Here is a 19273-nt window from a genome sequence, read left to right as displayed (position 1 = left end):
AGATGGTCGGGCCGTACTTGGAAAAAGAGGGCTACGACGTCACTTATGCATATGACGGCTTAGAGGCAGAACGTCAGTTCAGCCAGTCACAACCCGGGTATGATCTGGTTATTCTGGATCTGATGCTGCCCCGCAAAAGTGGGATGGATGTGCTGCAAACCATTCGGGCAGTCAGTCTGGTCCCTGTGCTCATTCTGTCTGCGAAGGATGGGGAGGTGGACAAAGCACTAGGTCTGGGGTTCGGTGCAGATGATTACTTGAGCAAACCTTTCTCGTTAATCGAACTGACTGCCCGCATCAAAGCTGCGATTCGCCGCGCCAATTATACGACTCCGCCTGTGGCTGAAGTGGCTACAGATCAGCGTATTCATATCGGAGGACTCATAGTTAACATGGAGACGTACGAGGTGGAGCGTGAAGGTACACCCGTCAAGCTGACATCCAAGGAATTTGGAATTCTGAAGCTGTTGGTTACCCATCCTGGCAAAGTGTTCACCAAGGCTCAGATTTACGCTTCTGTCTGGAACGATCATTATTATGGAGACGAAAATATCATTAACGTACATATGCGTCGTCTGCGTGAGAAACTGGAGGCAGACCCTTCGACTCCCCAGTATATCAAGACACTCTGGGGCATCGGGTATAAGCTGGAGGCGGAGCAGGGATGACACTGATTTTTGCCAGTACAACAGCTATTCTGGCCATTGTAGTCATTGGGTTGTGGATGAGCTTGCGGAAACGCACCCAACACCTGTCTTATATTCATCAGAAAATATCCGCTATTCTGGATCAAGGAACCTTTGAGCGTTTACTTGTATTCAATAGTGATGACCAAGTCAGTCAGCTTTTGAAAGACATGAACCAGCTGCTGGATCATGCGCACCGTGCTAAGGCCGGTTATGCGAACCAGGAGAAGGAGATGCGTAATATGCTCTCCAACATTTCGCATGATCTGAAAACGCCACTCACCGTTGTGCTGGGTTATAGTGAGACCTTACTGCACAGCCCATCACTGACCGATCAGGAACGGAAGATGATGACGGAGAAAATACAAGATAAGGCGCAGGAAGTGCTGCGTTTGATCCATTCCTTTTTTGATCTGGCGAAGCTGGAATCCGGAGATACGGAACTGGTACTTAGTCGGGTGAATTTAAGTGAATTATGCCGGTTGAAGATGCTTTCCTTTTATGAAATGTTGACGAATCTGGGGTTGCACGTGGAGCTGGAGATACCTGATGGTGATATCTTCGTGCAAGCGAATGAAGAAGCCTTGGACCGTGTGCTGGATAATCTCATTACCAATGGAATGAAATATGGAGCAGAGGGTAAGGTACTGGGACTTTCACTTGATCATTCAATAGGTGCACCTGTGACGTTACAGATCTGGGATCAGGGAAAAGGGATTCCTGAGAGCGAGCATAGCCGTGTGTTTGAACGCATGTATACACTGGAGGATTCCCGCAATCGACTCTATCAAGGCAGTGGCCTGGGTCTGACCATTACGAAACGGCTAGTTGAGCGGATGGGTGGAAGTATTCACTTGCATAGTGTGCCACATCAACGGACTGTATTCTCGGTTACCTTAAAGGCTTGGTAGACCCTGCGTTGGCGTGTCCGGTCAGACTTAAGGTTTTTGTAAGATTTGATTAATAAAAAAGAAGACTTTTCTCTTTACAATATAGATATAGGAACCCGGACAGGGGACGTAAAGGAGAACAAGGACGATGAATTATATCGCACGAACAATAGATGTGACTAAAGTATATGAAGGGGTGGAGGTTGTATCCAACGTCAATATGAATATCAAGCAAGGTGAGATCTATGGATTCCTAGGTCCGAATGGTGCTGGTAAAACAACCATCATGAAGATGCTCACCAATCTCGTCAAACCAACCACAGGGGAGATAGAACTGTTCGGGGAGAAGCTAACGCCGACCTCCTATGAAGTGCTGAAGCGAATGGGCAGTATTATTGAATATCCTTTTTTCTACGATAGACTGTCTGCTCGCGAGAATCTGGAACTTCACTGTGAATACATGGGATTCTACAACAAAAAGATCATCGACAACACGATGGAAATGGTAGGGCTGAAGGATACGGGCAAGAAACCGGTCAAAGACTTCTCCTTGGGCATGAAGCAAAGGCTCGGACTGGCTCGTGCACTAATAACCACACCTGAACTGCTCATTCTGGATGAACCGATCAACGGATTGGATCCTGTAGGGATCCGGGAAATGCGAGATTTGTTCAAGCGCCTTAGCAATGAGTATCGCATTACCCTGCTGGTCTCCAGTCACATTCTTGGCGAGATAGAGCAGATTGCGGACACAGTTGGTGTCATTCGCGGCGGTCGCTTGGTGGAGGAAGTATCGATGGAGAGCATTCGTGGAAGTCAAAATGAGTACATCGAGTTACAGGCGGTGGATATCCGCAAAGCGACCTATGTCATTGAACACCAGCTTGGTTTGAGTAATTATAAACTGGTTGACGACCAAACGTTACGCATCTATGATCCGGGAATTATTCCATCAGAACTGAACACCAAGCTGATCCAAAACGGCATTGAGATCGAATCGATATCCAAACGGGCTCATTCCCTGGAAGAACACTTCATGAAGCTTGTGAAAGGGGATGAAGACGTTGCTTAAACTAATCAGACTTGAGATGCGGAAGCACCGTTTTGCACGTAATTTTGCAGGTGCAGGTATTGCCAGCATAGCCATTCTTCTTTTCCTGATCATGATTGGATTCGTGGATGTGGGAGCAGAAGATTATGCCTATGCCGATTACCAGACCGCCTTTATGATTATTGATACGTTTGTGAGAGCGACCTTTATCATATTTGCAGGAGCTTTATTATCCAAGCTGGTGATCAGTGAGTATAGAAATAAAACGATGAACGTCATGTTCACCTATCCCATCCAGCGTCATAAAATCATCGCTGCCAAATTGATTATCGTGTTTGGTTTTACATTTGTGATGATTATGGTTAACGATCTGTTCATGGGCTCACTATTGTTGATTGTTAATCAATTCTACTCCTTCATTCCTGAATCACTGACGAATCGGGATATATTGGGACTTCTGGTGAAGTACAGTATAAGTTCTTTATCGGCTGCGTGTATGGCACTCATTCCCCTATTCTTCGGTATGCGTAAGCATTCTGTTACAACTACAATGGTCTCGTCCATTTTGCTGGTTTCGATTGTCTGCTCCGGATTCAACGGGTCGGAAGTTTCCATTCATTCTCTTATTATTATTCCTCTGACCCTTGGAGCAATAGGGATATGGATTGCTTCGATGTCCATGGTTCGTCTGGAGACAAAAGATGTGAACTGAATCATTCGGAAAACCATGCTCTGTATGGCTTCAGATGCCATTGACATCCGCTCGTACAAGGGATAGGATAATGTCAACTGAGACACGAAGGAGAATGCAACTACCATGACGATTCCAAAAACATTAACAATAGCTGGTTCGGACACGAGCGGCGGTGCAGGTATTCAAGCTGATTTGAAAACTTTTCAGGAGCTGGGTGTGTATGGCATGACCGTACTGACTACGGTTGTGGCAATGGAGCCCGAAACATGGGATCACCAGGTCTTTCCTGTTGAATTAAATGTGGTTGAAGCGCAGCTTCGCACGGTTCTGGACGGCATCGGTTTCGATGCAATGAAGACAGGTATGCTCGGTTCTGTAGATATTATTGAACTGGTAGCAAAACATATTCGCCGCAGCGGTCTGCCACAGATCGTTATCGATCCGGTAATGGTCTGCAAAGGTACAGACGAAGTACTGCAACCGGAAAATACGGAAGCGATGATCGAATTCCTGTTGCCAGGTGCTGATCTGGTTACACCTAATCTGTTCGAAGCATCCCAACTGGCGAAGAGCGGACCTATTCGCTCCAAGGAACAAATGGAAGCAGCGGCAGCAGCAATTCATGCCCATGGCTCGAAACATGTTCTGATCAAGGACAGAGGTGTCATTAGCCCGGGTAAAGCAATGGATCTACTCTATGATGGAACCAACTACGAATGGTTTGAAGCCGATGTTGTCGGCTCCGGATATACGCATGGTGCGGGCTGCACAACGTCTGCGGCGATTACCGCAGGATTGGCTCGTGGTCTTTCAGTGAAAGAGGCTGTTCGTGAAGGTAAAGCCTTCGTGACCAAAGCGATTGCCGGCGGATTCCCGCTAAACCGTTTTGTTGGCCCGACACTGCATGTGGCACACCGTCTGGAGCAACAACGTTAAGTGTTGCCAGGGAGCGCGCAGTAGCGCATCAATTCTGGATAACACACTTCGATTTCATTCAAGTAGCTGTCAATGAGCAGGAGCTTGCTCGTTGATGGCTTCTTTTTTATGCGAATTTTTATAAAAACTAGTAACTTTTGGCTTATATTAATCGTATATATCATGGGAGCATTCCAAAACATGTGTGGACACATAAACGACACATGGAATAGGTATGTTATCATCAGAAATCTAAAAGGAGAGTCGGCCATGATCAGAACAGTGCTTCTGGTGGAAGATGAAAGCCGCATTCGTGAGATTGTGGCCGATTATTTCATAAAAGAACAATGGAACGTCATAGAAGCTGAACATGGAGTACAGGCACTGGAACTGTTGGCTCTGCATGAGGTAGATCTGGTTATTCTGGATGTTTTGATGCCTGAAATGGATGGATGGACGTTATGTGGGCATATTCGATCCCAATCCACCGTACCTATTATCATGCTGACTGCACGGTCCGAGGATGACGATAAAATTCATGGATTTCAGCTGGGCGTAGACGATTACGTTACCAAGCCGTTTAGTCCACGTGTGCTGGTTGCACGTGCAGAGACATTAATGAAGCGTGTTGAAGGTGCATTTGGACGAGAGCAGGGTGTGATTCGCTTCGGACAGGTAACCCTTGATCCATGGGCCAGACGTCTGGAGAAGGACGGAATTGAAGTGGAACTTGCACCAAAGGAATATGATCTGTTGCTTTATTTGGTACGTAATGCAGGCATTGTGTTGTCCCGGGATGCCATTTTGAATCGGATCTGGGGATTTGATTTTGAAGGGGACTCACGTGTTGTAGATACCCACATCAAGAAGTTGCGCAGCAAATTGGGTGATGAAGCCAAGTGTATCCGGACGGTGATTGGTACTGGATATCGTTTCGAGGCAGAAGCATGAGAAGAAATGGCGTAACGATGAAGCTTTTCCTGGTCATGGCAGGATGTCTGGTACTTCTATATGGGACGACGGTTTTTGCTCAGTTGGTCTGGTTCCCCGACTTCTATCAGCATCAAAAGGTCAGCAGTATGAAGAAAAAGCTGTCCAAGTTCGAACAGCAATACTCCAATGGGCATTGGAGTGATTTACAGCTAGCCAAGGAGACCGGGAAGTTCATGCGTCAGAATCAATCACATCTGGTCATTTTGACGAATACCGGAAGATTGGTTAATGACCCGTTCCACATTACGTTGCTTCAAGAGGATGGAAGTCACGTGAAAGTGTCCTTGTCCTTGTTTATCAATAGTGAGAATGCTGGCTGGATCACATCCCATCTGAAATATGGGCAAGAATTGACGGTGAAAGGTCCGGCCAGCGAATCCATGGTCTATCCATTCAAAATCCAGGATGCCACTTCTGCCGCATGGGGAACAGAAAGCTTTCAGGAATCAATTGAACCGGTAAAGGAATGGTCAGGCGTATTGACCGAGGTCGTTCTTCCCAATCTGGCAACGTGGAGTCAGAGGCAGGGACTGCTGGTGCAAGCCCTGGATAGTCGGTTCCCGTTGTCCACCGAAGACCAACTGGCCTTGGCGAATGGCAAAATGCTTAATGAAGAATGGATGGATAGCTGGAGCGGTGTTCGCAATGTCATCACCATTGCTCCAGTGCATCGTTCCGGACCCGAGCAGCAACTGATTTTCTCGCTCACCTCTCTACAGGAGATGAGGGAAGCGAATGAGGCAACACGTTTGTTCTATGCGTATTTCGGCATAGGGGCATTTATATTGATTCTGTTGCTGGCGTTACTCCTGTCCCGAATTGTAACGAAGCCGCTCTTGGCCTTGAACCATGTCGCTAAGAAAATGTCTACGCTGGATTTCACGGTGAAATCACCCATCCGGCGTAATGATGAGATCGGCAGTCTGTCTAACAGCCTTAATGCCTTATCGGGAACCTTGGGTCAGACACTGGAAGAGCTGAGGCAGGCCAACACGCAGATGCGTACAGATATGGAAATGAAGCAGGAGATTGAACAGCGTCAGCGCAAGTTTTTTGCCGATGCATCACATGAACTTAAGACTCCAATCAGCATTATTAAGGGATATTCTGAAGGGCTGAAGGATGGCGTCAGTGAGAGCAAACGGGAGCGTTACATTGAGATCATTGCCGATGAGACGATCAAAATGGAAACGATGGTTGAAGAGATGCTGGATCTGGTGCGACTGGAATCCTCAGCGGTTCAATTGAATACGGATGCTGTTGCACTGGCTGACATGATTGAAGATATCGCTGGCCGTCTGGGTCCGCAACTGAAGGACAAAGGATTGGATGTAGTGCTTGTATCCACAACAGAACAGACGGTTGAGGGTGACCGAAGCAAGCTGGAGCAAGTTATTTTCAATATCATGATGAATGCTATACGTCATGCGATACCACATACCGATATAACTATTGAGATTAGCAGGCGTGAAGGTTTTGTCCATATTTCCATTGAAAACAAGGGTGAGCACATTGCTGAAGCTGAGCGGCAGTATATATGGGAGAGGTTCTATCGGGTAGAGCGCTCACGTAATCGTAAAATGGGGGGGACCGGGCTTGGTCTGGCCATTGCGAAGCAGATTCTTGATCTGCATGGGTGCAGTTATGGAGTGGAGAATACACCGGATGGAGTCCGTTTTTATATTATTTTTCCTAAAGCCTAGTACGAAAGGGAGTCAAATCTTATGAAGTCTTTACCATCGATTTTAACCTTGGGGAATCTGAGTTCAGGCATGCTGGCAATCGTTATGGCTATTCATGGTGAATTTGCCCTGGCTGTAATGATGATATGGGTAGCGATGTTCTTTGATCTGTTTGACGGGTATGCGGCTCGTAAATTGCATTGTGAGGGTGAGTTCGGCAAGTCCCTGGACTCGCTTGCGGATGTAGTTTCATTCGGAACAGCGCCCGTGCTGATTCTGTACCTGAATTCCATGATTGAAGTGAGTGTGCTGGGGATGGCACTGACTGCATTGTTTCCGATTTGCGGGGCTTTGCGTCTGGCCCGTTATAACTGTCAGAAGACACCAAGCAGTGGTTTTGTCGGAATGCCGATTACATTTGCGGGAGGTCTGATGTCCTTTTTCGCACTCTGGAGTCCTTATTTCACACATGGTGTAGCCTATCTTGTCATTATTGTATTATCCGGTCTCATGGTGAGCCAAATCCGATTCCCGTCTCTAAAACAAGTGTTAGCCTCACATGAGAAGGATATTGTGGAACCGAAATAAGGAGCGAGTCAGTATGGAATTTGCAAAAGAATTTATTGGTCAATATGGTTATTTCGCAATATACGGACTACTGGCTCTTGGCGTTATTGGCATGCCGATTCCGGATGAGGTGATGATGACTTTTGTTGGTTATCTCGCCTCCATCTCGGTATTGAATTACTCCGTATCCATCGCCGTCAGTTTTGGTGGTGCATTTACCGGAGGGCTGCTTAGCTACATGATTGGCAAAAAAGCGGGCAGGCCGCTGGTTGAAAAATACGGCAAGTGGGTCGGCGTTAATGCCAAACGATTCAGCAGGGTGGAGTCGTGGTTCCTCAAATATGGGTATTGGTCCATCATCCTGGGTTACTTCATTCCAGGCATTCGTCATCTGATGTGTTGTTTCTCCGGGATTAGCAAGATGGCCATCGGCAGGTACGTAGTTGTATCGGGCATTGGTGCATTCGTCTGGTGTGTTGTCTTTATCTCGATTGGTTTTTATGTTGGCGTGTTAACTTAAAATGGGACAGCCTGTTGCAGTAACGGGCAAGGATGGAAGACCTCTTGAGTGTAAGGTGGTCTTTTTTTTGTTTTTCTATGAGTTTAGCGAACTTGAATGAGTAACGAATAAGGATTACTTTATAAAAATACAAAAAGCCGCTCTGCCATTCCCAGCCTTCGTGTTGAAGGAGAGAATGGATCAAAGCGGCGTGTACTTTACGACCAGTGTATTGCATTTTCTAAAAGCAAGTATAGCTTCATATGAGCAATGATTTCAATCCAAGGTAAGCTATCCAGAGATACTCTTTTACAGTTACCCACTCAAATGAGATTCTTCAATTCCTCTTTCGACTTGCTTTTCCCCTTTTTTGCGTGCAAAGGTGATTTTGAGGAGTGGCGGAGTAACCAGTGTAGTAACAATAACCATGATTACAACGCTGGTAAAGTATTCTGGATCAAGTAATCCGGAGGCAAGTCCGGTTGAAGCGATAATGAGTGCAACCTCACCTCTTGAAATCATTCCTGAGCCAATGGCTAATGAAGATGACATATTAAATCCGGTCAGTCGTGCACCAGCTCCACCACCGATAAGTTTGGTAACAATGGCGATAAGACTGATAACGACAATAAACCAGATTTGTGAACCGACACCATCAAAGGTGACATTTAAGCCGATACTGACAAAGAAAACTGGAACAAAAATTCCGTAGGCGATCGGTTCCAGTTTGGTTTCGACTTCATGTTTGAAGTTAGTTTGGGAGATGGCGATACCAGCGGCAAATGCACCGATGATTCCAGCAACACCCATCCACTCTGCAAAGTACGAGAAGCCAAAACAAATAATCAATCCCGCAGTAATGACGGTCTCGGTAACTTTCAGTGGTGCCATCCACTTCATGATGCGTGGAACAAGGAACCAGCTGGCAGCGATGATGATCACAAAGAACAACAGCTTTTTACCAATAAGCAGAGAAATCGAAGTGTCTCCTCCACCAGTACCCAGCAAGCTCATCATAACGGCAAGAATGACAACGACCAGGACATCATCTACGACAGCTGCCCCAAGGATTGTTGTACCCTCACGCGAGCTGAGTTGATCCATATCTTTCAGTGTCTGAACCGATATGCTGACGGAAGTGGCACAGAATAAAAGTCCAAAGAACAGCGCATGTGTCTGTGACATACCAAATGCTATGGCCGAACCGTATCCCCCGACAAAAGGTAAAATAACACCACCGACGGCCACAGCAAAGGCCGCCTTCCAGTTTTTCTTCAACTGCTCCAGATCCGTTTCCAATCCGGCGATGAACATCAACAACAGTACCCCGATCTCAGCCATATAATGTACGAAATCACTTTGCTGAACCCAACCGAGCAGGGCAGGGCCGAGGATGACACCCACAATCAGTTTCCCCAGAACCGATGGCTGACCCAATCTTACGGATAGATCACCAGCAAGTTTGGTAAAGATTAAAATAAGTGCAAGAACCAAAATAAATTCCATAGGTGTTCTTCCCTCCAGTAATAGCGTCTATAGGTTAACCAACCCAAGGGCGATCCATTCTCCGTTTTAAACAGATAAAAAGGCACAGAACGGCATCTGGAAAAGTGCCGTTCTGTGCCTGAAAAAGACAAAGAGGGGCCCTTGGTGACAGGCTCCTCCAGTTTCAACGCGTATGTGATTAATTGCATTAATTATACCACAAATGTGGACTCGGGTAAATGGGAGCCGGTTTGAATTTGATTGAAAAAGGCCGTAAAGGGGCATTTTATAGGGGAGTGCAGCGGTTTTTGTTCAGAGTGTTGTCACTTAACAGCCCGGAATTGCCGAGATATAATGATATAGAACATAGAAGTTAGGATATGAGGAGGATTTTGCATTGGGCAAAAATAACAAAGGGGAGCCGAACATTCCATCCCCGACGAGTAATAAAAATTTCGCAGGCATCATTATCACGATTTCCATTCTCGCTAATGTCATTATTTTATTATTGTTCTTCGCACCGTCGATTGGTTACAAAGGTGATGTAACCTTTGATATTACGGTGTTGCCGCGGTTTAATGCCGTGTTTAACAGCTTTACCTTCATCTTCCTGCTCGCAGCGCTTATTGCTATTATCAAGCGAAATGTGAAGCTGCACAAACGATTTATTCTTGCTGCATTCTCAACAACACTGTTATTCCTCGTGACCTATCTGACGTTTCATTACCTCTCACCAGAGACGTCCAAATACGGCGGCGAGGGCATCATTCGTTCGATCTATTTCTTCATTCTGATTACCCATAGTATACTGGCAGCCCTCATTGTCCCATTGGCGTTGTTCACACTTGTGTGGGGTTGGACGAATCAATTGAAGAAACACCGCAAAATTGCGCGTTGGACGATGCCAATCTGGCTGTACGTCAGTTCTACAGGTGTCGTAGTATACCTGATGATGGCACCATATTATTAATGTGATGAACGTTTCACTGTGCTAATTAGTTTGACTTGCGGGTAATGTTTCCATGGAAGGAGGGTTCACTTTTATGTACAGAGTTGTTTTGATTCGCCATGGACAGAGCATGTGGAATGTAGAGAATCGTTTTACCGGATGGACAGACGTGGATCTGACGACGGATGGTTACTCCGAAGCTCGTAAAGCAGGGAAGATCATGAAGGAACAGGGATTTGATTTTGATTACGCCTATGCATCCGTGCTGAAACGTTCTATCCGGACACTCGATATTGCGCTGGATGAAATGGACCTCATGTGGATTCCCATTACGAAGACTTGGAAGCTGAATGAACGCCATTATGGTGCGCTGCAAGGACTGAATAAACAGCAGACTGCTCTGAAGTATGGGGAAGACCAAGTAAAGGAATGGAGACGATCCGTTAACGTATCTCCCCCCGCACTGGAAGAAACCGATGACCGATATGTGCAGGATCTGGACAAGTACAAGCGGCTCGGATGTACCATCCCTTTTACGGAGAACCTGATGGATACCTCGAAGCGTGTACTGGAGTACTGGAATGCGGAGATTAAACCGATGGTGTCTGCTGGCAAAAGAGTGCTGATCTCTGCGCATGGTAACACGCTCCGTTCACTCGTCATGCATCTGGACCAATTGTCCGAAGCAGACGTGATGGCGCTCAATATCCCGACAGGCATTCCGCTTGTCTACGAATTGGGTGAAGATCTGCATCCCATCGGACACTTTTATCTGACCGCGGATGGTTCTACCTACAAACATGAAGAAATGACCCATGTGGCAACGCCATCTGATTAATTGGACATGGACGTCTGTCTTGATTGTACGAAAGCTTGTATGATTTATCTCGTTCGGTTGATGTTTCAACAGGACGATTGGAAGATGACCGCTGAATTTTAATTCGGAGGTCATCTTTTTTTCTGCGATCAAGCCTGCACTTCGTTTCGTTTTGCTCCCACAGGGTAATTGTCAAACAAGACACGATGTACATTTATCCTGAAGGAGGAGAAGCACATGTCTAAAAGAAGAGGAATTATCATGACGGCTATCGGCGCAGGTGTGACTTATCTGATGAGGAACAAACAAGCAAGAGATAAGCTGTTTAGCACTGTCTCGGGTATGATGAAAAACTCCAATTCGTCCAATGGAACAAGTAAAACCAGACCACGTGTGGAAGTGAAATAGATTGCATAGATTGCGATAGTTCGTTTATCGTTGAATTAAAAGGATGATCATGAGAAACCTGGAGATGAAGTCGTTTCCAGGTTTTTTTGTGCAATCAAAAGCAGTCCCTTGTTTTTGTGTGTAATGCGATTTTTGCCAGCAAGAATGATACAATGGATACTTGCAGAACGTATGGAGGGAGATGCACATATGAACAAAAATCGTCTGGGTACATCCGAACTGATGGTGTCTGAGATTGGGCTGGGATGTATGTCACTTGGAACTGAAATGGAGCACGCTGTGGGCCTGGTTCATGAGGCTCTGGATCATGGGGTCAATCTGTTGGATACAGCCGATCTGTATGACGAAGGGCGTAATGAAGAGATTGTAGGACAAGCTATTAAAGGGCGTCGGGACCAAGTCATTGTGGCGACCAAAGTAGGTAATCGTCGTCTGCCTGGCAAAGAGGGCTGGTCATGGGACCCGTCCAAAGCCTACATTAAGCAGGCTGTACATGAAAGTCTGAAGCGTCTGCAGACCGATTACATCGATCTGTATCAGCTGCATGGCGGGACCTTGGACGACCCTATCGAAGAGACGATCGAAGCGTTTGAGGAACTGAAGAAGGAAGGACTTATCCGATATTACGGAATTTCCTCCATTCGTCCCAATGTGATTCGGGAGTATGTAAAGAGGGCAGCCATCGTCAGTGTGATGAACCAGTACAGCATTGCTGACCGCAGAGCGGAAGAAGAAGTGCTGCCTTTATTGGAACAAAAGGGGATCAGCGTAATTGCCCGTGGGCCAGTAGCTAGCGGTGTGCTTGCCGATTCCGGATCTGCCAAGGCAGACAAAGGTTATCTGGACTACACGCCAGAGCAACTATATACCATTCGGCAAGGGCTAAGTCGTCTTGTTACAGACCAACGGAGCATGGCTCAGACGGCTATTCGCTACGCGTTATCCCATCCTGCCGTAGCAGCTGTTGTCCCTGGTGCCAGTTCAAGAGAACAGTTGCTGCACAATATTGCAGCTTCGAATTCGCCTGAACTCACCGCTGCGGAAATTCAGGAAATACGAGAACTCAGTCCCGCTAATCTGTACAAGCAGCATCGTTAACTTCATTAAGCCTATTTTCAATTGTAACTATACGAGGTACAATGAAGATCAGCCAAAAAAGGAACATATAAGGGAGAGAAAACATATGGAAAGAATTCAAAGTGAACAGCAGTATTTGGATACAATTAACTCTGATGGTTTTACCGTCATTAAATTTGATACAACCTGGTGTCCGGATTGCAAAAACCTGGATCGTTTTATCGGGGACGTTATCGACCAACATACGGACAAAACCTTCTATGCGCTGGATGCAGAAAAGTTCCAGCCGTTTGCTGAAGAGAATGGTGTACGCGGCATTCCAAGCCTGCTCGTCTTCCAGAACGGCAAGAAAGTCGCACATCTGCATAGCAAATGGGCTAAAACACCTGCTCAAATCTCCGAGTATCTGGAGACGCTTGAATCCAAAGTTTAAGTGTACAAAGGCATTAGCAGTTTGACTAATTAATTTAGCTAAGGAGACCTCTTCTTGTCCTGCGACAGGAAGGGGTTTTTCTGCTTCATCCCAGCACGCATGATGTGCATTCAAATGTGCATTTGAATAACTGAAGTTGAGAAACAACGCTTGTTTAGAATTTGTTCAGTGCTCCCATGTATACTGTGAGAACAAACTGAATATTTGGAGTGAACAAGATCCGTATGAAGAATGAAATTTTTGAAGAAATGCACCAATTAAGTCACAATGATGACCGAAGATACCGGTTGTTGATGATCGGGGTGAAGCAATTGCTGCAGGAACAAAAGGAGAATAGATATAATCTGCGTGAGAGATTGAAGAGTCGAAAGAAACACCGGAACTTTCAAGTAAAAGAGTGGTATTAGACAGGCTTCTTTTCAGAAGTGAACATAAATATGGTTGTCCATGATACATAGTAAACCTAGTCGGCATCACCAATGATCCAACCCACTAAAGAAGGAAGTAATGAAGAATCAGATTTCTTCTAATTACGGGTATTGCTGTCTCTGAAGCAGCAACAGAATTGTGAAGCAACAGAAACAATAGTTCAGAATATAAAATATGGCGGCCTCGCTTCCCAAGTGAACGTGAGGCCGCCATTGATTTTGCCTGTCTAATTACTTGAATTGTAATGATTACATCAAAATAATAAAGAACACGGCTGCCAAGACAAAGCGATATACAGCAAAGACGGTCAGGCTCAATTTTTTCAAAATGGACAGGAACGTCTTGATCGCAAGCATGGCGACGATGAAAGCAGCGATGAATCCAATCGCAAAGATCGGGAAATCACTGCCGTTCAGGTGATCGATACTTTTGTACAGGTCATATCCCGTAGCACCAATCATAATTGGCACAGACACGAGGAATGTGAACTCTGCAGCGGCTACACGGCTTACCCCTGCAAAGAGACCGCCTGAGATCGTTGACCCGGAACGAGAGAAGCCTGGCCACAATGCCAAGATTTGAAATATACCCACCGCGAATGCCTGTTTGTAGGAAATATCATCGACATCATGGGTAGTAATCCGCCCACTCTTCCGACTCCAGCGTTCGGCTACGATCATCAATATACCACCTATAACGAGGCTGTACAGCACTGTTTCCGGACCAAACAAATGTGCCTTGATCCAGTCGCGGAATACAAGTCCGATGACTACGGCAGGAACCATCGCCAAGAAGATATGTCCCAGATTGAGGCGGCGGGAATATGCCCTTTTCCCTCCAGTGAAGCGGAACATATCAATGAATTTGTTCCAGTACAGTACTACAACAGCAAGTACAGCTCCGAGCTGAACAACCACCTCAAACGTTTTGACTGACTCGTTGTCCTCTGATAAACCGAGCAAATGGGCAGTCAGAATCATGTGTCCAGTGGAGGATACGGGCAAAAATTCTGTCAAACCTTCGATGATGCCCATAATAATGGATGATATAATATCCAATTCTCTTCCTCCTTGAAATACAGGTGACAGCACAGGCTGTCCTGCTTGACCATGCCTGTTCATTTGAACAAGGCTATCACCTATTATGATCACAAATGCACTCAACTTCAACTTATGCTTGTAACCATTTGTATAAAACTATATTGACAAAAACCTAGTTATCCCATAGGATATAAATTAACTGACTGACTGATCAATCGGGAGGGTTACATGAATGACCAAAATTAACGGTTTGGAACCCGGTGAAGAACGCCGGGACCAAATAATACGCATAGCGATGGAGCGTTTTGCAACCCAAGGCTACCATCAGACGAAAATTTCCGATATCGTTCGCGAGGCAGGTGTGGCGCAAGGAACATTCTACTGGCACTTCAAGAGTAAAGAAGCCATTGCTTCAGAAATTGTCTTAACGGGCAAGGAGGAGTTACTTGAGTCGATTGGACAAGGGTACCGCAAGGATGCCGGATCGGTAGAAGATATGGTGAAAGCATCGGAAAGGCTGTTCACTGACCTGTTCATGTTTGCCGCGCAGAATCGTTATTTTATGGAACTGTTACTCAAGGGCATTGTGACGGAAGAATCCGTACAACGCCTGGTCGAGGAGACACGTAATGCTGTGGAAACTGCGTTTCGTCACAATATGGAACGTGCCATCGAACTCGGCATGTTGCCTAAGGGCATGAATGTTCCACTTCGAGCAGCGCTATTGGTAAGCATGATTGAAGGCATGATATCACGCTGGTTGTTCGGTTCCGATGAGTTGCACAGCAAGTTCTCAGCCATGACAGCTTCATCGCTGGCAGCTGAGGCAGCAAGCTTTGAGTTTTACGGACTGCTAGGCACATAAGATTCACATGATTAAACAAATAGCAGGGAATAATGGGTACAACTGCGGTTTAGTCACAATAAAGTAACCCAATGTACATCCAGATTAATACACGACTGAGAGGAAGTTAACGTAATGAACAAAACATATGGATCGAAAACTCGTAAAGGCTGGTCTTTGACAGCAATTCTGCTGATGACCGTGCTGGTACTTAGTGCTTGTGGAAGTAAAGCAGCAGACAATGGAAGTACAAATGGTGCACAGGCAAGCAATGAACTGGAGCAAATCAAGTCTGCTGGCGTTATCAAAGTGGGCATGATGGGCACATACGCACCGTACAACTTCCTGAACGATAAGAAAGAAATGGACGGCTATGATGCCGATATCGCACGTGAAGTTGCGAAGCGTCTGGGTGTAGAGGTTGAATTTGTATCCCAAGAGTTCTCCGGTCTGACACCAAGTCTGCAAGCGAAGAAGCTTGATGCCATTATCAGCCAGATGACGATTACCGATGATCGTAAGAAAGTACTTGATTTCAGTGATCCGTATATTACGAACCAAGTTAAAATTATTGTAAAAGAAGACAATAACGATATTACCAAGCTGGAAGACTTCAAAGGTAAGACGATTGGCGTAGGTCTGGGTACAAATGATGAATCATATCTGCGTAATGAAGTGTTGCCAAAAGTGGGAGACTTCACGATCAAAACCTATGACGATGTCATCTCTTCACTCAAAGATCTGAATGCTGGGCGGATTGATGCAACAATCAACAATATGTACGCTCTGAAACCGATTGTGGATGCCAACGGATTGAAAATCAAAGCTGTAGGTGAAGCTATTAAGAGTGACCAGGCAGGTATTGCTGTTCGCAAAGACAATCCGGAACTCGTAGCAGCACTGAATGATGCTCTCAAAGGCATGAAAGATGATGGCACGTACAATACCATTTTCAAAAAATGGTTTGGTGAAGAGCCTGCGCAATAATGAACCTGCAAGGCGAAGGGAAGATTTGACCCATGGAACTGGTATTTGAGAATATCCCCTTCTTTCTGAAGGGGGCTTATTATACGCTGTATGTAACTGTGATCTCCATGTTTTTTGCGTTCATCATCGGGGTGCTTGTTGCGATTGCTCGTCTGAAGGGACCGATGTGGCTTAGGTTGATCGCAAGGTTTTATGTATCCATCATGCGGGGAACCCCGCTGCTGGTGCAATTATTCGTTATTTATTACGGATTGGTCGATTATGGAGTGACCTTGGGATCACTCACCGCAGCATGTCTAGGACTGAGTCTGAATGCAGGTGCGTTTCTGTCGGAGACGTTCCGTGGAGCCATTCAGGCTGTGCCTAAAGGACAGACGGAAGCTGCATATGCAACGGGAATGACCCCCGCTCAAGCGATGAGACGGATTATCTTCCCGCAGGCAGTGCGCATTGCGATTCCACCGATGGGGAACACCTTTATTGGCATGTTGAAGGAAACATCACTTGTAGCTGCCCTTGGGGTTACAGAGTTGCTTCGCTCGGCACAGCTGTTGGTAGCCCAATATTATGTGAACATGCCATTTTATCTGGCTATTGGTGTAATTTACTGGATCATGAGTATCGGCTTCTCGGCCATTCTGGAACAAGTGGAGCGCCGGTTGGCCCGGGCTTACTGATGGGAGGAGAGAACTGATGATTACAACAACTGGACTTACCAAACGTTTTCAGAAAAATGAAGTACTTACGAACATCGATCTTCATGTCGATGCCAAAGATATTGTTGTATTGCTCGGCCCAAGTGGTTCAGGCAAAAGTACCTTACTGCGCTGCCTGAATGGGCTGGAAGAGCTGTCCGGAGGACAGATCGAAGTAAACGGCATTGTGGTCAACAGCGCAGATCCGCTGCGAGTCCAGCGTGCCCGGGTACTGGAGATTCGTCGCCAGACCGGTATGGTCTTCCAGCAGTTCAATCTGTATCCTCACAAGACGGTGCTGGGCAATGTCATGGAAGGTCTTGTTACGGTGAAAAAAATCAAACGTGACGAAGCGGCTGAACGCGGCCGGATTCTTCTGAATCGGGTCGGCTTGTCGGACAAGCAGGATGCGTATCCATCCCGATTGTCCGGTGGACAACAGCAGCGGGTCGCCATTGCGCGTGCACTCGCGATGGAGCCAGAAGTGATGCTGTTTGATGAGCCAACTTCAGCTCTTGATCCTGAACTGGTCGGAGAGGTGCTTTCCGTCATGAAGGAGCTTGCAGAGGAAGGCATGACGATGCTGGTTGTGACGCATGAATTGAAGTTTGCCCGTAATGTGGCGAACAAAATCGTCTTTATGGCGGATGGATCGATTGTGGAAGAAGCAAGTCCACAGGCCCTTTTCGAACAGCCGAAGCAAGAGCGCACCCGCCGTTTCTTGCAACAGATTACTGAATTCTAATTATATTACTACAATTTATACTGATTGATACGATCGATTATAGCGATAAGCTGCTGAGTGAAGGGGACGGAATCGATTCTGAAGAAGCGTAGCGCTCGCCTTTGTCTCCGAATATTGTCCTTTGTGAATATAAATCAAAAATATTTGGAGACAACAGCGATCGGAAGAACGAGCCGTACCCGGAACGGAGTTCTGCAAATCGTAAACTATTGTGAGAAAGAAGGATAACATCATGAATGTAACAACCGTATGGAAAGGCAAACGTGCGTTTACTTCCGAAGGACCCTCTGGCTACGCGGTTGGCATGGATGCCACTGCTGCTTATGGTGGTGACAGCAAGGGTGCGACCCCGATGGAATTGTTACTGGCGGGTCTCGGGGGCTGTATGGGAATCGATATTACAATGATTCTGGACGCTTTCCTGGACAAAATTGAGTCGATTGAGATTGAAGCGCAAGGCACACGCAGTGAAGAGATGCCTAAAGGGTTCACATCCATTGATCTGATCTTCAAAGTCGATGGGGATATCCCGGATTATCGCATCTGGAAAGCCATCCAAATGGCTGAAGAAAAATATTGTGCAGTCTCCGCTTCGCTGAACGCCGATATTCATCCTAAACTGATCCTCAATGGGGTAAGTACACCTCGTCCTTAATAACAAACGAACAGATTCTATACTAAGCAGGCACTTCCAATCGTGGGAGTGCCTTTTTTTGCTTTTCTAACCTATCAACAGTTCGTAAGTAAAGTCAGGCTGGATGTTGAACAAGGTTCCAGATGCCCATGAATTCCGTGATAGCCTGATCGATCGTTGCATGAGGAACACCGTCGCGGGCTTGGGTAGAGATACCTTGCATAAAGGTATCAAATACGGTGGTCAGCATGGCTACATTCGTGGAAGCAGGAATTTCACCGACATCCACAGCACGTTGGATGCAATTCTGCAGGCGGTTGCGAGTCAGCTTTCGTTTCTCAGCGGTAATGTCACGGATATGATTGTTTTTGGAAGAACATGTACTGGCTGACAGCACAATTAAACAGCCAGATGGATGTGTGCTGTCTGTTTGCATTTTTGCTGTGCTTCTTAATGTGGTTTCAATCGCTTCTCTTGGTGACAGCGTGAGATCCGAGAAACTTTCCGTCACACGTCCAAACGTATCCATATATCGTTCCACTGCTTCTTTATACAGCGCTTCTTTGGATTCAAAAGCTGCATAGAAGCTGGCTGCTGAAATATCCCCCATAGCTGCTCGAAGCTGAAGTAATGAAGTGGCCTCGAAACCTTGCTCCCAAAAGAGCATCATCGCTTGTAATAAAGCTTCATCCCGATCGAAAATGCGCGGACGTCCCGTTCTTGCCATAAGAGTTCCCCCTCTTTTTTCTTAAT

General features: G+C 46.2%; 23 protein-coding genes. 20 read left to right on the top strand and 3 right to left on the bottom strand.

What is annotated here, in order from left to right; genetic code table 11:
- The first annotated feature begins 2 nt into the window (after nucleotides 1-2).
- From MHH92_RS26130 to MHH92_RS26090, 9 genes are all read left to right on the top strand, one after another.
- Nucleotides 3-668 carry a response regulator transcription factor gene (locus MHH92_RS26130; protein ID WP_445744719.1) on the top strand — a complete coding sequence of 222 codons (666 nt, stop codon included), beginning with the start codon at nucleotides 3-5 and terminating at the stop codon, nucleotides 666-668.
- Nucleotides 665-1597: a sensor histidine kinase gene (locus tag MHH92_RS26125; protein ID WP_340907133.1), complete on the top strand. Its 933-nt coding sequence runs from the start codon at nucleotides 665-667 to the stop codon at nucleotides 1595-1597. Before MHH92_RS26130 ends, MHH92_RS26125 begins: the two co-directional genes overlap by 4 nt.
- A gap of 127 nt (nucleotides 1598-1724) precedes the next feature.
- A complete protein-coding gene (locus tag MHH92_RS26120) occupies nucleotides 1725-2648 on the top strand; it encodes an ABC transporter ATP-binding protein (protein ID WP_340907132.1) in 924 nt (307 codons plus the stop codon).
- The gene (locus MHH92_RS26115) at nucleotides 2641-3339 is read left to right on the top strand and encodes an ABC transporter permease (protein ID WP_076319681.1); all 699 of its coding nucleotides are present in this window, start codon (nucleotides 2641-2643) and stop codon (nucleotides 3337-3339) included. Before MHH92_RS26120 ends, MHH92_RS26115 begins: the two co-directional genes overlap by 8 nt.
- 105 nt (nucleotides 3340-3444) lie before the next feature.
- Nucleotides 3445-4257, top strand: coding sequence for a bifunctional hydroxymethylpyrimidine kinase/phosphomethylpyrimidine kinase (gene thiD, locus MHH92_RS26110; protein ID WP_017692191.1), 813 nt, complete (start codon nucleotides 3445-3447; stop codon nucleotides 4255-4257).
- A 249-nt stretch (nucleotides 4258-4506) separates the two neighbouring features.
- Complete coding sequence (locus MHH92_RS26105; protein ID WP_036606855.1) at nucleotides 4507-5187, top strand: response regulator transcription factor; 681 nt, start codon at nucleotides 4507-4509, stop codon at nucleotides 5185-5187.
- Nucleotides 5184-6932 (top strand): sensor histidine kinase, encoded by a 1749-nt coding sequence (locus MHH92_RS26100; RefSeq protein ID WP_340907131.1) that lies wholly within the window; start codon nucleotides 5184-5186, stop codon nucleotides 6930-6932. Before MHH92_RS26105 ends, MHH92_RS26100 begins: the two co-directional genes overlap by 4 nt.
- 21 nt (nucleotides 6933-6953) lie before the next feature.
- Nucleotides 6954-7499, top strand: a complete 546-nt coding sequence (gene pssA / locus MHH92_RS26095) for a CDP-diacylglycerol--serine O-phosphatidyltransferase (RefSeq protein ID WP_253503361.1) — start codon at nucleotides 6954-6956, stop codon at nucleotides 7497-7499.
- A gap of 13 nt (nucleotides 7500-7512) precedes the next feature.
- Entirely contained in the window at nucleotides 7513-7998 is a 486-nt protein-coding gene (locus MHH92_RS26090) for a DedA family protein (RefSeq protein WP_036606861.1), read from the top strand.
- Nucleotides 7999-8292: 294 nt separating this feature from the next.
- Here the strand turns inward: MHH92_RS26090 and MHH92_RS26085 are convergent, their stop codons facing one another.
- Nucleotides 8293-9483 carry a cation:proton antiporter gene (locus tag MHH92_RS26085; protein WP_340907130.1) on the bottom strand — a complete coding sequence of 397 codons (1191 nt, stop codon included), beginning with the start codon at nucleotides 9481-9483 and terminating at the stop codon, nucleotides 8293-8295.
- A gap of 376 nt (nucleotides 9484-9859) precedes the next feature.
- Between MHH92_RS26085 and MHH92_RS26080 the strand changes: the two genes are divergently transcribed.
- The 6 genes from MHH92_RS26080 to MHH92_RS26055 all read left to right on the top strand — a co-directional run bounded on the left by MHH92_RS26080 (nucleotide 9860) and on the right by MHH92_RS26055 (nucleotide 13553).
- Complete coding sequence (locus MHH92_RS26080) at nucleotides 9860-10432, top strand: DUF420 domain-containing protein (protein WP_017692198.1); 573 nt, start codon at nucleotides 9860-9862, stop codon at nucleotides 10430-10432.
- Nucleotides 10433-10505: 73 nt separating this feature from the next.
- A complete protein-coding gene (gene gpmA, locus MHH92_RS26075; RefSeq protein ID WP_340907129.1) occupies nucleotides 10506-11249 on the top strand; it encodes a 2,3-diphosphoglycerate-dependent phosphoglycerate mutase in 744 nt (247 codons plus the stop codon).
- Between the two features lie 216 nt (nucleotides 11250-11465).
- Complete coding sequence (locus tag MHH92_RS26070) at nucleotides 11466-11636, top strand: hypothetical protein (RefSeq protein ID WP_017692200.1); 171 nt, start codon at nucleotides 11466-11468, stop codon at nucleotides 11634-11636.
- A gap of 189 nt (nucleotides 11637-11825) precedes the next feature.
- Entirely contained in the window at nucleotides 11826-12734 is a 909-nt protein-coding gene (locus MHH92_RS26065) for an aldo/keto reductase (protein WP_340907128.1), read from the top strand.
- Between the two features lie 85 nt (nucleotides 12735-12819).
- On the top strand, nucleotides 12820-13146 hold the full coding sequence (locus MHH92_RS26060; RefSeq protein WP_047841605.1) for a thioredoxin family protein: 327 nt from the start codon (nucleotides 12820-12822) through the stop codon (nucleotides 13144-13146).
- A gap of 224 nt (nucleotides 13147-13370) precedes the next feature.
- Nucleotides 13371-13553 (top strand): hypothetical protein, encoded by a 183-nt coding sequence (locus MHH92_RS26055; protein ID WP_036606873.1) that lies wholly within the window; start codon nucleotides 13371-13373, stop codon nucleotides 13551-13553.
- A 270-nt stretch (nucleotides 13554-13823) separates the two neighbouring features.
- On the opposite strand, the gene bacA is transcribed toward MHH92_RS26055, so the two are convergent.
- A complete protein-coding gene (gene bacA, locus MHH92_RS26050; protein WP_436262904.1) occupies nucleotides 13824-14633 on the bottom strand; it encodes an undecaprenyl-diphosphate phosphatase in 810 nt (269 codons plus the stop codon).
- A 214-nt stretch (nucleotides 14634-14847) separates the two neighbouring features.
- Between bacA and MHH92_RS26045 the strand changes: the two genes are divergently transcribed.
- The 5 genes from MHH92_RS26045 to MHH92_RS26025 all read left to right on the top strand — a co-directional run bounded on the left by MHH92_RS26045 (nucleotide 14848) and on the right by MHH92_RS26025 (nucleotide 18541).
- On the top strand, nucleotides 14848-15480 hold the full coding sequence (locus tag MHH92_RS26045) for a TetR/AcrR family transcriptional regulator (protein ID WP_036668073.1): 633 nt from the start codon (nucleotides 14848-14850) through the stop codon (nucleotides 15478-15480).
- A gap of 114 nt (nucleotides 15481-15594) precedes the next feature.
- Nucleotides 15595-16446, top strand: coding sequence for a substrate-binding periplasmic protein (locus tag MHH92_RS26040; RefSeq protein WP_340907127.1), 852 nt, complete (start codon nucleotides 15595-15597; stop codon nucleotides 16444-16446).
- 32 nt (nucleotides 16447-16478) lie between these two features.
- Entirely contained in the window at nucleotides 16479-17123 is a 645-nt protein-coding gene (locus tag MHH92_RS26035) for an amino acid ABC transporter permease (RefSeq protein WP_062836416.1), read from the top strand.
- 16 nt (nucleotides 17124-17139) lie between these two features.
- Nucleotides 17140-17886: an amino acid ABC transporter ATP-binding protein gene (locus MHH92_RS26030; protein ID WP_340907126.1), complete on the top strand. Its 747-nt coding sequence runs from the start codon at nucleotides 17140-17142 to the stop codon at nucleotides 17884-17886.
- A gap of 232 nt (nucleotides 17887-18118) precedes the next feature.
- On the top strand, nucleotides 18119-18541 hold the full coding sequence (locus MHH92_RS26025; RefSeq protein WP_017692209.1) for an OsmC family protein: 423 nt from the start codon (nucleotides 18119-18121) through the stop codon (nucleotides 18539-18541).
- 94 nt (nucleotides 18542-18635) lie between these two features.
- On the opposite strand, the gene MHH92_RS26020 is transcribed toward MHH92_RS26025, so the two are convergent.
- Nucleotides 18636-19247 (bottom strand): TetR/AcrR family transcriptional regulator, encoded by a 612-nt coding sequence (locus tag MHH92_RS26020; RefSeq protein WP_340907125.1) that lies wholly within the window; start codon nucleotides 19245-19247, stop codon nucleotides 18636-18638.
- Nucleotides 19248-19273: the final 26 nt, after the last annotated feature.

Origin of the sequence: Paenibacillus sp. FSL M7-1414, from assembly GCF_038003195.1 — a bacterium.
Classification (GTDB): domain Bacteria; phylum Bacillota; class Bacilli; order Paenibacillales; family Paenibacillaceae; genus Paenibacillus; species Paenibacillus amylolyticus.
The sequence above is the reverse complement of the archived record's forward strand: the minus strand, read 5'-3'. Positions and strand labels throughout refer to the sequence as shown.

Coding starts and splice junctions, on each gene's coding strand:
- MHH92_RS26130 (WP_445744719.1), top strand. CDS start 3: ATGGTCGGGCCGTACTTGGAAAAAGAGGGCTACGACGTCACTTATGCA.
- MHH92_RS26125 (WP_340907133.1), top strand. CDS start 665: ATGACACTGATTTTTGCCAGTACAACAGCTATTCTGGCCATTGTAGTC.
- MHH92_RS26120 (WP_340907132.1), top strand. CDS start 1,725: ATGAATTATATCGCACGAACAATAGATGTGACTAAAGTATATGAAGGG.
- thiD (WP_017692191.1), top strand. CDS start 3,445: ATGACGATTCCAAAAACATTAACAATAGCTGGTTCGGACACGAGCGGC.
- MHH92_RS26105 (WP_036606855.1), top strand. CDS start 4,507: ATGATCAGAACAGTGCTTCTGGTGGAAGATGAAAGCCGCATTCGTGAG.
- MHH92_RS26100 (WP_340907131.1), top strand. CDS start 5,184: ATGAGAAGAAATGGCGTAACGATGAAGCTTTTCCTGGTCATGGCAGGA.
- pssA (WP_253503361.1), top strand. CDS start 6,954: ATGAAGTCTTTACCATCGATTTTAACCTTGGGGAATCTGAGTTCAGGC.
- MHH92_RS26090 (WP_036606861.1), top strand. CDS start 7,513: ATGGAATTTGCAAAAGAATTTATTGGTCAATATGGTTATTTCGCAATA.
- MHH92_RS26085 (WP_340907130.1), bottom strand. CDS start 9,483: ATGGAATTTATTTTGGTTCTTGCACTTATTTTAATCTTTACCAAACTT.
- gpmA (WP_340907129.1), top strand. CDS start 10,506: ATGTACAGAGTTGTTTTGATTCGCCATGGACAGAGCATGTGGAATGTA.
- MHH92_RS26070 (WP_017692200.1), top strand. CDS start 11,466: ATGTCTAAAAGAAGAGGAATTATCATGACGGCTATCGGCGCAGGTGTG.
- MHH92_RS26065 (WP_340907128.1), top strand. CDS start 11,826: ATGAACAAAAATCGTCTGGGTACATCCGAACTGATGGTGTCTGAGATT.
- MHH92_RS26060 (WP_047841605.1), top strand. CDS start 12,820: ATGGAAAGAATTCAAAGTGAACAGCAGTATTTGGATACAATTAACTCT.
- MHH92_RS26055 (WP_036606873.1), top strand. CDS start 13,371: ATGAAGAATGAAATTTTTGAAGAAATGCACCAATTAAGTCACAATGAT.
- MHH92_RS26045 (WP_036668073.1), top strand. CDS start 14,848: ATGACCAAAATTAACGGTTTGGAACCCGGTGAAGAACGCCGGGACCAA.
- MHH92_RS26040 (WP_340907127.1), top strand. CDS start 15,595: ATGAACAAAACATATGGATCGAAAACTCGTAAAGGCTGGTCTTTGACA.
- MHH92_RS26035 (WP_062836416.1), top strand. CDS start 16,479: ATGGAACTGGTATTTGAGAATATCCCCTTCTTTCTGAAGGGGGCTTAT.
- MHH92_RS26030 (WP_340907126.1), top strand. CDS start 17,140: ATGATTACAACAACTGGACTTACCAAACGTTTTCAGAAAAATGAAGTA.
- MHH92_RS26025 (WP_017692209.1), top strand. CDS start 18,119: ATGAATGTAACAACCGTATGGAAAGGCAAACGTGCGTTTACTTCCGAA.
- MHH92_RS26020 (WP_340907125.1), bottom strand. CDS start 19,247: ATGGCAAGAACGGGACGTCCGCGCATTTTCGATCGGGATGAAGCTTTA.